Source organism: Capnocytophaga catalasegens (assembly GCF_026005215.1).
GTDB lineage: Bacteria > Bacteroidota > Bacteroidia > Flavobacteriales > Flavobacteriaceae > Capnocytophaga > Capnocytophaga catalasegens.
In genome coordinates, this window is the sequence record NZ_BPMA01000057.1 from 1 (window position 1) to 14,911 (window position 14,911).

The window sequence follows — 14,911 nt, forward strand, 5'->3', positions numbered from 1 at the left end:
AATGCGCCATGAAACTGAAAATATTCATAACTATTGATTTTGAGGCAAATATACAAAATTATTTTTAATTACGGATATACAAATTAAAATCTATTAAAATTACCACCCAATTTTTATTTTGAAAGTTGAAATGGGTAAAGTATTATTATTTCAATAATTTTACCAACTATTCACAAATAAAGGGAATAATTTTTTATGAAAAATTATTTTATGGTATAGGTAATACTTGAATATTGAGCTACACGGAAAGCTCCCAACGGATTTTCTTTTGGATTTTGTGTATTGACAACATTTCCATAAACACGAGCAGGGAAAACGAACGGTGCAGCATTTTCCAAAGAAATATTAGATAATAAATGAAAAATTTGTCGATATTCTTTGGTAACACGGTATAGCGTAATTTCAACTGTGTCATCTTTTTTGAATTTTTCATCTTTACCTCTGATGAAGAAAAGAAATTTGCCAGCGGTATAATACTTGTCATCAATGGCAAAATAGCGTTCTTGCTTGTCTCCCGAAGCTTTTATACGAACCACAAAATTGTTTTCTTGCGTAGGGTCGGTGGTAAAATCAATTTGTAGCATAATTTCATTTCCGAGGAAACCACCATTTTCCATTTGTGAAATATGAATATCACTACTATTGGGAGCTTCGAGTATTGTGCCTTGCGAGGTGAAATTTTTTCCATTGTGAGTGATTGACAGATGATAATCTTTATTCAAAGTAGGGGTAAAATTATCACAAACGTACTCACCCTTTGACGTTTCTACGAAAGAAAACGTTTCGGTGTCGGTTGTTACTTGTACGTTGGCACTGTCTATTTTTTCTGATTCTTGGTCTGAATAATAATCAGAAGTATAAAAGAGTTTTATTTTTTGAACATTGCCTGCGGTGCCTTTTTCCCAATCGATAGCGGCATCGACAACTATTTCTTTTTGTTGCGTATCCAAGTTCAAATTAATGAGTTCTTCACAACTGAGAAATGTACAAACGAATATTGTAAAAAATATTTTTTTCATCAGGAATTTATTTTAAAAACTAAAAACTAAAATTATAAGTTACACTAGGTACAATACCGAAAATAGACAATCTGACAGCTTCATTGCGTTGTGTATCTCTGTTTTGACGGAAAAAGATAGAAGTTGCATTTTTTCGGTCGTATAGGTTATATACTCCAAAAGTCCATTCGCTTTTCCAGCGTTTGTCTTTCTTTTGAGGCGTATATGTTGCCGCCAAATCAAGCCGATGGTAGGTAGGCAAGCGATATTCGTTTCGTTTGCTATAATTAGGAATCGTTAAACCTGAATATTCATATTTTGCTACGGGAAAATTTGCAGGAAGTCCTGTTTGTAGTGTGAAAACAGCACCCAAAGTCCATTTAGGCGAAAGGGCATAAGTGGCTGTAACGGACAGGTCGTGAGGTTTGTCATAAGGAGTATTGTACCAATTCCCGTGGTTGATACCAATTTCTTCGGGCGTACGACCCGGTGTGCGTTGTTCCGATTTGGAAAGCGTGTAGGCAATCCAACCGGTCAATTTTCCTGTATTTTTTCGTAGCAAAAGTTCCAATCCGTAAGAGCGAGTATGTGCGTTGAGCACAACCTGTTCTATGGCTTCGTTGGCTATCAGGTCTGCACCATCTATGTAATCTAACCGATTTTCGACCGTTTTGTAATAGGTTTCTACTTCCAAAGAAAATTTATTTTGGGCAAAATTGGTAGCATAACCCAAGGCAAATTGGTCAGAATGCTGAGGTTTTAAGAACTGGTCGCTGGGGGCCCAAACATCTAACGGAGTAGGAGAGGAGGTGTTAGAAATTAGGTGCAAATACTGAGCCATTCGCGCATAACTGGCTTTGATAGAGCGGTTATCATTCAGTGCATACGAAAGGGTTAACCGTGGTTCAAGGTGAGAGAATAAATCAATAATTTTACCACTTTTGTATGTTTTTGTACCTATGGGAGTTGCTTTTTCATATACTTGTCTGTCTGCATTGAAAACAACAGCTTGGTCATTGGTATACAGATTTACATCGCGTTTTCCTAAGTGATAGAACGAACTCAATCGCAATCCGTATGAAATATTCAACGAAGAGGTAATAGTTTGCTCAACATCGGTATATATCCCTATTTCAAGAGCATATTTGTTAGGTAAAATTCGTTCAGCAACCGAAGAAGATGCGTCTGTGGGATAAAGTTTCCCTGGGTCAAATACATAGTAAAGCCCTTGAACTCCGTACGAAAGTTTAGTTTTTTCGGACAAATAATGTTTAAAATCATATTTCAAGTTGAAATTTTTAATTCTGGAATCCCACTGAAATTTGACAAAACCAATACCTACACCATAATAATAATCACTATAAATCATAGATAAGTTAGAGAATAATTTGTCACTGAACAAATGATTCCATCGCACATTGATAAGCGAATTTCCATAAATATTTTTGAAAGAACTAGAAAGAGAAAAATGATCTCTTCCGAAATACCCTGAGAGGTATAACGTATTATTATTGTTGAGTTGATAACTTAGTTTAGTGTTCAAATCATAAAAGTAGGCAGAGCTATTGTTATCTGTCAGTTTTAAAAACAAGTGAGCATACGAGCCACGTCCTGCAATTAGGAAAGAACTTTTATCTTTTACAATAGGACCTTCGGCAAGTAACCGAGAAGATAAAATACCAATACCACCTGTCATTGCCAAATTATTTTTGTTACCTTCTTTTTGATAAATATCTAATACTGAGGAAATACGACCTCCATAACGGGCAGCGATACCTCCTTTGTATAATTTCATATCTCGAACAGCATCTGCATTGAAAACACTCAAAAAACCAAACAAATGTGAGGCGTTAAAAATAGTAGCTTCATCAAGTAAAATCAGATTTTGGTCAGCAGCACCTCCACGTACGTTAAATCCTGATGAAGCCTCACCAGCATTACTTACTCCGGGTAGTTGTAATAAAGATTTCACGATATCAACTTCGCCAATGAGTACAGGAAGTTTCTTGACCGTAGCTATCGGAATTGAAACAACACTCATTTCGGGTTTTCGTATATCTGCTTTTTGGATAGCATTTGCCGAAACTATTACGTCAGAAAGAGTAATTGTTTCAGGAGAAAGCTGATAATTTTTCTGAATATTTCGAGAAAGTTCAATCGTTTCAGTAATTGTTTGAAAACCGAGATATTCAATCGAAATAGAATAAGTTCCCGAAGGAAGTGTTAGTGAATAAAATCCGTATTCGTTGGTTGTTGTTCCCGTGGTTAAATTATGAACAATATAGTTTACTCCAAGCAATTTTTCGCCGTTAGATTTATCAGAAATACTACCACTTATGGTATATTTTTGCTGAGAAAAACTACTACTTACCCACAATAAAAATAGTAAAAAAAGTATTTTTCTTTTCATAATTAAAAGAAATTTAAAGTGGCAAAATTAAGAAAATAAATAGGGAATATAAATATTTTATGTAGAAAAATTGATAAAAAAATAACGCGAGCTAAGCAAATAACTCACGTTATAGTCCACTAATTTTTTTTGATTGTATATATTTAATGGTATAAATGTTAAAATTCGGCATTTTGTGGTGTGCGTGGATATGGAATGACATCGCGAATGTTTGTCATTCCTGTTGTGAATAATACCAAACGTTCAAAACCAAGCCCAAAGCCACTATGTACTGCTGTACCAAATTTACGTAGATCTAAGTACCACCAAAGTTCTTTCTGGTCAATCCCCATTGCTTTTATTTTTTCAACCAATACATCATAACGTTCTTCGCGTTGCGAACCTCCTACGATTTCTCCTATGCCAGGGAAAAGAATGTCCATAGCGCGAACTGTTTTCCCATCTTCGTTCAACCTCATATAGAAAGCTTTGATTTTGGCAGGATAATCATATAAAATAACGGGTGATTTAAAATGTTTTTCGACTAAATAACGCTCGTGTTCGCTTTGCAAATCAGCTCCCCATTCATCAATTAAATAGCTAAATTTTTTATTTCTATTAGGTTTAGAATTTTTCAGAATATCAATAGCTTCTGTATAGCTTACTCGTTTAAAATTATTATGGATAACAAATTCTAATTTTTCGATAAGAGAAAATTCACTTCGTTCATTTTGTGGTTTTGTTTTTTCTTCTTCTTGAAGGCGTTTTTCTAAAAATTCAATATCTTCTCGACAAGTTTCAAGTGTATATTTTAAAACATATTTAATAAAATCTTCTGCCAAGTCCATATTTCCTACCAAATCAAGAAAAGCCACTTCGGGTTCTATCATCCAGAATTCAGCCAAATGCCTAGATGTATTGGAGTTTTCAGCTCGAAAAGTAGGTCCAAAAGTGTATATTTTTCCCAAAGCCATTGCAAAAGTTTCTCCTTCGAGTTGCCCCGAAACAGTCAAATTCGTTTCCTTGCCGAAGAAATCTTTTTTATAATCTATATTACCTTCTTGGGTAAGTGGCGGATTTTTAGCATCAAGGGTTGTTACACGAAACATCTCTCCTGCACCTTCTGCATCACTCCCTGTAATGATCGGTGTATTTACGTAGAAAAAACCATTGTCTTGAAAATATTTATGAATGGCATACGCCAATGTAGAACGAACACGCATCACAGCACCAAAAGTATTAGTTCTGATACGTAAGTGTGCATGCTCACGTAAGAATTCCAACGAATGTTTTTTTGGTTGAATAGGATAAATTTCGGGGTCAGAGTCTCCCAAAATTTGCATTTCTTTGACTAAAATTTCTACTGCTTGTCCTTTACCTTGACTCTCAACGATACTTCCTGTTACTTCAATAGCAGCTCCAGTAGTAATTCTTTTTAAGAAAATTTCATTAAAATTTTCAAAGTTAACAACAGCTTGTATATTTTCAATGGTAGAGCCGTCATTTATTGCAATAAAACGATTACTTCGAAAGGTACGAACCCATCCTTTTAGGGTAATTTCTTGCCCAATTGTACCTTCTTTTAAGATAGATTTGATACTTTTAAACATATTTATTATTTTTTTGAATGAAAAAAATCCCTGCAAATATCGGTTTTTTTTATTGATTTTGATACAAAACGAAGAAAAATTTACAAAAAAATATAGAAAAAACTTTTTTATTCCGAACTTTTTTCTAACTTTGCCCCGTGGTAAGAATAATTATAAAAATCATTTTAACAATTTAATTAGAGTTATCAACATATTGTTGAAAAAATATTTTAAAAATAGTTTGGATTTTTAAAAATAATTTAAGTAAATTTGTCCCTTGAAAAAATATTGTAAATTATGATATTAAAACTGAAAAGAGTAGTATTTTTGGTGATCCTTACATCTTTGGTAGCCTGTGGAGGTGGAGATAGAGGAGAATTGGTAGGAGTACAGGGTAAAAGTTGGAAACAACCTAAACCTTATGGGATGACGTTGGTTCCAGGTGGCGCTTTTCTGATGGGTAGTGCAGACTATGATAAAACTCATGCGGAAGATGCTCCTACAAAAACGGTAACAGTTCGTTCTTTTTATATGGACGAAACTGAAATTACCAATAGTGAATATCGTCAATTTGTTAATTGGGTACGTGATTCTATTGTACGTAGACGTTTGGCGATAATGGCTGAAGAAACAGGTCAAACCGCTGGAAGTGGAGGTATTGGAGAATATGCTTTCTTAGATGCTGATTCTGAGAATTTGAGCGTATATGATAAATATATGTATGAGAATTACGCAGATGGGCAAAATGGAGTAGAAACTCGTAAAATCAATCGTAAGACAAAACTAGTTTGGGATAAAAATAAATATCCTGATGAGTATTACGTAGAGGTTATGGATACCATGTATATTCCTGTTGATGAAATGTATAATGGAAAACGTCCATTAGATGTTGAAAAATTAGTCTTTAAATATCAGTGGATGGATATTGAAGCAGCGGCTCGCTCCAAAAAAGGAGGACGTAAAGATTTTATAAAGGAAGAAATTGTGAAAGTGTATCCCGATACTACAGTTTGGATAAAAGACTTTGAATATTCTTACAATGAACCTATGCACAATGATTATTTTTGGCATCAAGCATACGGCGATTATCCCGTGGTTGGGGTTTCTTGGAAGCAAGCAAAGGCGTTTTGCGAATGGCGTACGATCAACAAAAACACCTATCAAAAGGCTAAAAAGAAAGATTTGGTGAATTCATTTCGTTTGCCTACTGAAGCTGAATGGGAATTTGCTGCTCGTGGAGGATTAGAATCGGCTACTTATCCTTGGGGAGGACCTTATACCACTGATAGTAAGGCTTGTTTTATGGCTAATTTTAAACCTATGAGAGGAGATTATGCCGCTGATAATGCGCTTTATACTGTTGAAGCAAAATCGTATGAAGCAAATGATTACAATCTTTATAATATGGCTGGTAATGTGTCTGAATGGACAAATACATCATACGATCCGAGTTCTTACGAATATATGTCAGGAATGAATCCTAATGTAAATGATTTTAACAATAAAAGAAAAGTGATTCGTGGAGGTTCTTGGAAAGATGTAGCTTACTATTTGCAAGTTAATACGCGTGATTATGAATATCAAGATTCTGCACGTAGTTATATAGGATTTAGAACTGTACAAGACTTTATGGGAGCAGAAACAGTAGGTAGTTCAGGTCGTGTTGGAAAAAGAAGACAATAAAACAAAAAAATAAAAAATAATTTTAATATTAAATAAAAATGGCAAATTCAAGAAAATCAACAAAAAAAATCATAAATATGGTTTATGGTTTAGGAGCAGCAGTAGTAATTATCGGAGCTCTTTGTAAAATTCTTCACATTGATTTAATTCCAGGTGTTATAACAGGTGGAATGGTTTTAGGTTTTGGTTTGATAGTAGAGGCTTGTATTTTTGTGGTTTCTGCATTCGAGCCAGTAGATAAAGAGTATGATTGGTCTCTTGTATATCCTGAATTAGCAGGAGGAGAGTCAAGAGGAAATCAATTAGGATTTAATCAAAAAGTTGCTGTTAAAGAAGTAGAAACTCAAGCTCTTAAAGAATCTCTTTCTGAAAAATTAGATGGAATTCTTAAAGAAGCAAAAGTAGATGCTGATTTGATGCAATCATTAGCAAAAAGTATCCGTAATTTTGAAGGGGCAGCTAGAGAGATAGCTCCTGTCGCCGATGCAATGGCTTCTACTCACAAATACGGAGAAGAACTTTCATTAGCTGCAGTTCATTTAGAATCATTAAACTCTTTGTACAAGATTCAATTAGAGAGGACAGAAATGCAAGTGAATGCGCAGGGAGGAATGGTTGATAATTTGAATTCGTTGAATGCACAAGTAAGTTCATTTAAAGAACATCTGAAATCACTCAATAGTGTGTATGGTGGAATGTTGTCTGCTATGGGGTTCAATAAATAATTTTTAATCCAAACGTTAAAAAAGTTACGTAATGGCAGGAGCAAAATTATCACCACGGCAGCGGATGATTAACTTGATGTATCTCGTTTTTATCGCGATGATGGCTCTTAATATGGGAAAAGAAGTATTAAGTGCATTCGGATTGATGAATGAGAAAATAGAAACATCAAACAAACGCGCACAAGAAAATATCGCAGTAGCTTTTGAATCTCTTAAAATCAAAGCAGCTGAAAAACCAGAAGATTTTCAAGAATCTCTTGAAAAGGCTCAAAAAGTAAAAGAATTATCAGATACTTATTATTCATATCTTGAATCTTTAAAAACAGATGTAATGTCTCAGGCTTCTGATAAAAAAGATTATCAAGTAATGGATAAATCTGATTATTTAGATAGTAAATTCTTCAATGCAGGAGGTTTGACACAAGAAGGGAAGACTTATGTTGAAAACTATCAAAACTTCCGTAAAAACATTATAGAATTGTTAGGACAGAAAGGAACAGATCTTAAATCAACTGTTGAAAAACGTTTTGATTATGGAGAAAATGGTAAAGTTAAAGACAGAGAAGGGAATACTCAAAATTGGTTGAATTACAACTATGAAGGATTTCCTTACATTGCAGCTGTTACCAAAATGTCTCAAATTCAGGCTGATATCCGACAAACAGAACAAGATTTCTATGCAGTTATGTTAGGAGAGCAAATGAAAAGCGAAATTTCAATGAAAAACTACACCACGTTGTTGGAACAAGCACGAGGAGCTTTTTATGCAAACCAAGCATTTGAAGGAGCAATTGTATTAGGAAGAAAAGATAATTCAACGAAACCAAGTAAAGTAGATCTTAGTGTTGATGGTAGAAAGTTAGCTGATTCTGAATATGATGTGCAAGAGGGAAAAATAGTATTGAAGATGAATACTGGAAATGTGGGAGACCATAAAATAACAGGAACTCTTTTTTATGAACAAGATGGAGAAGAAGTTCCAGTAAATGTAGATCAGGCTTTTACTACTATCCCTCGTCCTAATGAAGCTGTTATTTCTGCAGATAAAATGAATGTAGTGTATCGAGGAGTATCAAACCCAATGACTATATCAATGCCTGGAGTTCCTGATAATAAAATTACAGCTTCAGCACCTGGTTTGTCTAGAAAAAGTGGTTCAAGTTATGTAATGAATCCAGGTCAAGGTAAAGAAGTTAATATCGTTGTTACAGGAACTATTGATGGACAAAAGTTTACTTCATCTAAAAAATTCCGAATCAAAGGGCTTCCAAAACCAGAAGGAGCAATTTTGCGTACTACGGGAGCTGTTAAATTAGGAAAGCAAAATATTACAGCTGGGGAAATATCAGTTATGTATAATGATTTTGATTTTGATTTGTCAACTCGTGTAACATCTTTCAGAATATTAGTTCCTGGACAGCCAAGTATTGTAGTTCAAGGAAATAGAGTTAGCCAAAGTGCAGCAGCAGCGGCAGCAGTTAATAGAGCAAGAAAAGGTGATGTTATTCAGATTTCTGAAATCAGATATAACGTATCAGGATACAGCGGTACACCAGTACCTGCAACTCCGATATCAATTGAAGTATTATAATTAACAGAAAAATACTAAACTATGTCAAAAAGGAATAATATAGGATTTGTTATTGCATTATTATTGTTGTTGAGTCAATCAACCTTTGCTCAAGCAAATTTATTGAATGCAAAAACACCTTCTGAAATTGGACGTAAGAGTGAAGCTCAAATAGAGTCAGATAACGATAATCCGTTGCCTTACGTTTATGTAGATGATAGAGATATTATGTGGTCAACCACAACGTGGGAAATAATTGATTTAGATGAAAGAGTGAACTTTCCTTTATTATTCCCCATTGATACAATCGATATTGGTGCTGATAGACGTTCACTATACGATGTATTACTTAGAGCAATGAAAGAAGGAAGGCTTAAGGAAACGTATGTGGATTCATATTTTACTGAAAAAAGAACTTACGATGATCTGAAGTTCAGTCTTTCTAAAGCAGATACGTTAGATGCTGGTTATGAATTGCTTAACTCTGGAGAAATGTTACCTCCTGAGTATATTGTAAGAACTGATATTACTGCAGGTGACATTGTACAATATCGTATTAAAGGATTATGGTATTTTGACAAACGTCAAGGAGAGTTAAAATATCGTCTGCTTGGTTTAGCTCCTGTAGCACCCGATGTGAGTGTACTTGGTACAGACGATTCAGAATCTAATTTGGTTGAATTATTCTGGGTTTGGTTCCCAGCAGCTCGTGATATTTTACATAATGCGAAAGTATTTAATGCTAAAAACTCAGCTAGACCGCTTTCTTTTGACCATTTGCTCAATTCAAGACGCTTTACAGCAGTTATCTATAAAGAAGATAATGCTTATGGAGATAGAGCTATCAAAAGTTATATCCCTGATAATGCATTATATCAATTGTTAGAAGCAGACCGAATTAAAGAACGTATCCGAGATAGAGAACAGGATATGTGGGCTTACTAAAAATGATTTGAAAAATTCTTATAAAGAAGAAAAACGCTTCAAAACTTGAAGCGTTTTTTTCCATTTTATATTTATAATATGAAAGATTATATAATTGTAGGATTTGGTTTTGCAGGTGTAGCTTTGGCGCATTTGTTGAATAAAAATCAAAAAGATTTTGTTGTTTTTGATGATGGCTCTTCTTCTTCAACCTCTATTTCAGGAGCACTTTATAATCCGGTAGTACTCAAACGATTTACTCCCGTATGGAAAGCAACGCAACAGATACAACTCTTGCAAAATTTTTATGTAGAAATGCAAGAAGATTTGGGAGTAAAACTAATAGCTCCAATTCGAATATTGCGAAAATTTGCCTCATTGGAAGAGCAAAATAATTGGTTTGTAGCCTCAGATAAACCTGAACTTTCTTCATTTTTATCTACTAAAATTATAAAAGAAATTAATTCTTATATAAATACGCCTTTTGGTCTGGGAGAGGTATTACACACAGGACGTATTCTTACAAACAATATGCTCAGTGCTTATAGAGATAAAATCAATAAAAAAAATATTTTCTATAAAGAAAAATTTGATTATTCTGCAGTAAAATTTCATAAAGAAGGCGTTTTATACAAAGGCATTGTCGCTAAGCGAATAGTTTTCTGTGAAGGATATGCCGTTATGAAAAATCCTTATTTTACTTATTTACCAATGCAAGGATGTAAAGGAGAATTACTTACTTTTTCTGCTCCTGATTTACATATAAAAGATATTATCAAATCAGCTGGATTTATTTTTCCAAATCAAGAAAATACTTATAAAGTAGGGGCAACATATAATTATAAAGATACAACCGATACAATAACAGAGCAAGGGAAGGAAGAACTTATAGATAAGCTCAAAAACTTAATAAGTTGTGATTTTACCATTATTAACCAACAAGCCGCTGTACGCCCAACAGTACTGGATAGACGACCTCTTGTAGGAGTACATCCTGAGATACAAAACATGTTTATACTCAATGGCTTAGGAACTCGAGGAGCTATGCTTGCTCCCTATACAGCTACTGCTTTGTTTGATTTTATTGAAAAAGAAAAACCTTTGGAAAAAGAAATGAATATTAGTCGTTTTCAAAAGCGTTATCGTCTTAGAAATCAAAAGTAGGTTATTTGTTACGGATTATTTCTTTAAAAGGAAGAATTGTTTTAAATCCTTTGGAAATAAAGTAATTATGAATATAATCAGATTCTCCAAAAGCAAGTATAAAATCTCCCCCCCAAGCACCTAAACTTTTTGTAACTCCTTCGAAATCAGAAAAATATTGGGTTTGGATAGGAATAGTATTTATACATTTTGAAATTATTTCCTCGTGTTTTATTAACAATTCACAAAATTCCGTTTCAGACGGATACCTGAGGATATTTTCGGTAATTTCAGTAATTTGTTCAATAATTTTGGATTTACTTTTTTTGAATTTTCGATATTGGGAAATACCTTCTCTACTATTTTGTTTTTTATTCAGATGAATAAAAAATAATTTATGACTAAAAGGTGGTTGGAAATCAATCGGATAAGCATTTGGAGTTTTATTGTTTAATTGATAAAGTATTGGAGAAAGGGCTCTTGCACAAGCAATATCATATCCGCTTCCTCCAAAACTATCAAATAATAATTGGTAAGGATTAACTTTTGCCCATTGAGCGATGCAGTCGATAAGGGTTGAGGAGGAACCTAATCCCCAATTTTGAGGAAAATCTAATAAAGTTTCTACAACAACTCCTTCGTTGTTAAGTAAGAAATTTGGATTTTGCTCTTTGGCGCAGAGCAAAATTTTCTCTAATGTTTTTGCTATTGAATTGGAACTTTTTGAGAAAAGTTTTTCTTCAAACCAGATAGATTTTTCATTAGTAAAACTTTTCCAAAGAATCCCTTTTTCTTTAGAAGGGAAAATTCGTAAACTTTGTCCCAATTTCGTAGGTAATGCAAGGCTTAAAGCACCATCAAGAACTACATACTCACCTGTAAGAAGTAATTTTCCATTACTTTTATAAAGAGTCATACGAAAAATTTATAAATCTTTGGCAAAAACTTCTTCTTGTGGAAGAAAATCAACTTGATTAGGTCGAATAATTAGTTTCCAATATAGGTATTGTCTCTGTTTCGTAATAAGTGCTCGCCCTTGTTGGTTATTTGCTGTTATGAAATCTACTTCAAAAGAATTATCTTTAATGTTTGAAATATCTATCAAAGCTGAGCATTTATAACTTGAAGAGCAATCCTCATTTTTTCCGTCGGGAGAAACATAACAATAATTTAGACACAAATTACCACCTGCTTTTTTTTCAATTCCGATAGTAAAATGGGGAATATCTCCTACTTGGGCAATAAGTTGCGTCGTACTAATCCAATTTCCTAAAAAATGGTCTATATCGGTTTGTGCATTAGAAAATCTACTATAAAGGAAAGAGAAAAATATAAGAAAATTTTTCATGAGTTTGAATGTTAAGTCAATTTTTAAACCTTGTTCGTAAATTTATTTTTGCAAATCTACAAAATTCTGAAAGAAATAAGGTATTGTTTCGATTCCTTTCAAATAATTAAAAATACCATAATGTTCATTAGGGGAGTGAATAGCATCGCTATCAAGCCCAAATCCCATAAGAATAGATTTGCTTTTGAGTTCGTCTTCAAATAGAGCAACAATAGGAATACTCCCTCCGGAACGCATAGGAATGGGTTTTTTACCAAAAGTAATTTCGTAAGCTTTAGATGCTGCTTGATAACCGATGTTGTCAATAGGAGTTACATAGGCTTGTCCACCGTGATGAGCTGATACTTTGATTGTTACGCTTTTTGGAGCAATACTTTCAAAGTACTTGGTGAAAAGTTCAGTAATTTCTTCCCAATTTTGATTAGGAACAAGTCGCATCGAAATTTTAGCAAATGCTTTACTTGGAATAACTGTTTTAGCACCTTCTCCTGTATAACCTCCCCAAATTCCATTTACATCAAGAGTAGGTCGAATAGCATTTCGTTCATTGGTTGTGTATCCTTTTTCTCCGTGTATGTCATTGATGTTTAGTGATTTTTTATAATCATCAAGAGAGAAAGGTGCTTTTGCCATCTCGGCTCGTTCTTCATTTGAAAGTTCTTGTACTTTATCATAAAAATGGGGAATTGTGATATGATTATTTTCATCGTGAAGCGAGGCAATCATTTGACACAAAACATTGATAGGATTGGCAACTGCTCCTCCGTACAAACCCGAATGTAAATCACGATTAGCTCCTGTAACTTCTACTTCAACGTAGCTCAATCCTCGAAGCCCTGTTGTGATAGAAGGCGTATCTTTGGCTATCATTCCTGTGTCAGAAATCAGGATAATGTCATTTTTAAGTTTATCGTGATTTCTTTTAACAAACCAACCTAAGCTACTTGACCCAATTTCTTCTTCACCTTCAATCATAAATTTGATATTGCAAGGTAGTGAATTAGTTGAAGTCATATATTCTAACGCTTTTACGTGCATATAAAATTGACCTTTGTCATCGGCTGAACCACGCGCAAAAATGGCTCCTTCAGGGTGAAGTTCTGTTTTTTTGATAATTGGTTCAAAAGGAGCAGATTCCCACAATTCGATGGGGTCGGCAGGTTGTACATCATAGTGACCATAAACTAATATCGTAGGAAGTTTTGGGTCAATAATTTTTTCTCCATATACAATCGGATTGCCTGGTGTTTCGCAAATTTCAACTAAATCACAGCCTGCTTTTTCAAGAGCCAATTTTACCACATCAGCAGTTTTTAGAATATCTTGTTTGTAAGCAGAATCGGCGCTGATAGAAGGTATTTTAAGTATTTCAATGAGCTCGTTAATCAAACGTTCTTTGTTTGTTTCGATATAATTTTTTATAGACGACATAAGAAAATGATTTTTTGGACTTCAAAGTTACATGTTTTTTTAGGCAAAAAAAAATATTTTGATAAAAAATTCGGATAACCCAAATATTATACGTACTTTTGCACTTCCAAAAAGATTAAAATATTGTAAATAATGAAAACAATACAATTCAGAGAAGCGGTTTGCGAGGCAATGAGTGAAGAGATGCGTCGCGATGAGTCCATTTATCTTATAGGCGAAGAAGTTGCTGAGTATAATGGAGCTTATAAAGCCTCAAAAGGAATGTTAGATGAATTTGGTCCCAAGCGCGTAATCGATTCTCCAATAGCCGAAGCTGGTTTTGCAGGGATTTCGGTAGGAGCTGCGATGAATGGGAATCGTCCAATAGTAGAATTTATGACTTTTAACTTTTCATTAGTAGCTATTGATCAAATTATTAACAATGCGGCAAAAATGCGACAAATGTCAGGAGGACAATTTAATATTCCGATTGTTTTTCGAGGACCAACAGCCTCTGCTGGACAATTAGGAGCTACACACTCTCAGGCTTTTGAAAATTGGTATGCCAATTGCCCAGGTCTCAAAGTGGTTGTTCCTTCTACCCCTTATGATGCTAAAGGGCTTTTGAAATCTGCTATTAGAGATGATGACCCTGTTATTTTTATGGAATCGGAGCAAATGTACGGAGACAAAGGAGAAGTTCCCGAAGAAGAATATACGATTCCACTTGGAGTTGCTGATGTTAAACGCATAGGTAAAGATGTAACGATAGTTTCTTTCGGGAAAATAATTAAAGAAGCTTTTAAAGCAGCTGATGAGCTAGCCAAAGAAGGTATTGAATGCGAAATCATTGATTTGAGAACCATCCGTCCGATGGATAGAGAAGCTATTTTTAATTCCGTTAAAAAGACAAATCGATTGGTAATTTTGGAAGAGGCTTGGCCTTTTGCAAGTGTAGCTTCAGAAATAACTTATCAAGTACAAGAAAATGTATTTGATTATTTAGATGCCCCCATTCAACGTATTACAACAGCTGATACACCAGCTCCATACTCACCGACTCTTCTATATGAGTGGTTGCCTAATGCACATGATGTTATCAAAGCTGTTAAAAAAGTAATGTACAAATAAA

Annotated in this window: 12 protein-coding genes; 6 read left to right on the plus strand and 6 right to left on the minus strand. The window is 34.2% G+C overall.

What is annotated here, in order from left to right; translation table 11 throughout:
- Positions 1 to 203: 203 nt before the first annotated feature.
- The 3 genes from OO775_RS12070 to asnS form a co-directional block, all read right to left on the minus strand.
- A complete protein-coding gene (locus OO775_RS12070) occupies positions 204 to 1,019 on the minus strand; it encodes a DUF4249 family protein (RefSeq protein WP_264847437.1) in 816 nt (271 codons plus the stop codon).
- A gap of 19 nt (positions 1,020 to 1,038) precedes the next feature.
- Entirely contained in the window at positions 1,039 to 3,408 is a 2,370-nt protein-coding gene (locus OO775_RS12075) for a TonB-dependent receptor (protein ID WP_264847438.1), read from the minus strand.
- A 158-nt stretch (positions 3,409 to 3,566) separates the two neighbouring features.
- Positions 3,567 to 4,997: an asparagine--tRNA ligase gene (asnS, locus tag OO775_RS12080; protein WP_264847440.1), complete on the minus strand. Its 1,431-nt coding sequence runs from the start codon at positions 4,995 to 4,997 to the stop codon at positions 3,567 to 3,569.
- A gap of 276 nt (positions 4,998 to 5,273) precedes the next feature.
- Here asnS and porK point away from each other — a divergent pair, with 276 nt between their 5' ends.
- The 5 genes from porK to OO775_RS12105 all read left to right on the plus strand — a co-directional run bounded on the left by porK (position 5,274) and on the right by OO775_RS12105 (position 11,042).
- Positions 5,274 to 6,659, plus strand: a complete 1,386-nt coding sequence (gene porK / locus OO775_RS12085; RefSeq protein WP_264847441.1) for a T9SS ring complex lipoprotein PorK/GldK — start codon at positions 5,274 to 5,276, stop codon at positions 6,657 to 6,659.
- A gap of 38 nt (positions 6,660 to 6,697) precedes the next feature.
- Positions 6,698 to 7,384 carry a type IX secretion system motor protein PorL/GldL gene (gene porL / locus OO775_RS12090; RefSeq protein WP_264847442.1) on the plus strand — a complete coding sequence of 229 codons (687 nt, stop codon included), beginning with the start codon at positions 6,698 to 6,700 and terminating at the stop codon, positions 7,382 to 7,384.
- A 31-nt stretch (positions 7,385 to 7,415) separates the two neighbouring features.
- Positions 7,416 to 8,975 carry a type IX secretion system motor protein PorM/GldM gene (gene porM, locus OO775_RS12095; protein ID WP_264847443.1) on the plus strand — a complete coding sequence of 520 codons (1,560 nt, stop codon included), beginning with the start codon at positions 7,416 to 7,418 and terminating at the stop codon, positions 8,973 to 8,975.
- Between the two features lie 21 nt (positions 8,976 to 8,996).
- Positions 8,997 to 9,899 (plus strand): type IX secretion system ring subunit PorN/GldN, encoded by a 903-nt coding sequence (porN, locus tag OO775_RS12100; RefSeq protein ID WP_264847444.1) that lies wholly within the window; start codon positions 8,997 to 8,999, stop codon positions 9,897 to 9,899.
- A gap of 78 nt (positions 9,900 to 9,977) precedes the next feature.
- Positions 9,978 to 11,042 (plus strand): NAD(P)/FAD-dependent oxidoreductase, encoded by a 1,065-nt coding sequence (locus OO775_RS12105; protein ID WP_264847445.1) that lies wholly within the window; start codon positions 9,978 to 9,980, stop codon positions 11,040 to 11,042.
- 1 nt (position 11,043) lies between these two features.
- On the opposite strand, the gene OO775_RS12110 is transcribed toward OO775_RS12105, so the two are convergent.
- The 3 genes from OO775_RS12110 to OO775_RS12120 are packed head-to-tail and all read right to left on the minus strand — an operon-like array spanning position 11,044 to position 13,800.
- A complete protein-coding gene (locus OO775_RS12110) occupies positions 11,044 to 11,937 on the minus strand; it encodes a GYDIA family GHMP kinase (protein WP_264847447.1) in 894 nt (297 codons plus the stop codon).
- A gap of 9 nt (positions 11,938 to 11,946) precedes the next feature.
- Complete coding sequence (locus OO775_RS12115) at positions 11,947 to 12,369, minus strand: hypothetical protein (RefSeq protein ID WP_264847449.1); 423 nt, start codon at positions 12,367 to 12,369, stop codon at positions 11,947 to 11,949.
- Positions 12,370 to 12,411: 42 nt separating this feature from the next.
- Entirely contained in the window at positions 12,412 to 13,800 is a 1,389-nt protein-coding gene (locus OO775_RS12120; protein WP_264847450.1) for a dipeptidase, read from the minus strand.
- 132 nt (positions 13,801 to 13,932) lie between these two features.
- Between OO775_RS12120 and OO775_RS12125 the strand changes: the two genes are divergently transcribed.
- Complete coding sequence (locus tag OO775_RS12125) at positions 13,933 to 14,910, plus strand: pyruvate dehydrogenase complex E1 component subunit beta (protein WP_264847452.1); 978 nt, start codon at positions 13,933 to 13,935, stop codon at positions 14,908 to 14,910.
- The last annotated feature ends 1 nt before the right edge of the window (position 14,911 follow it).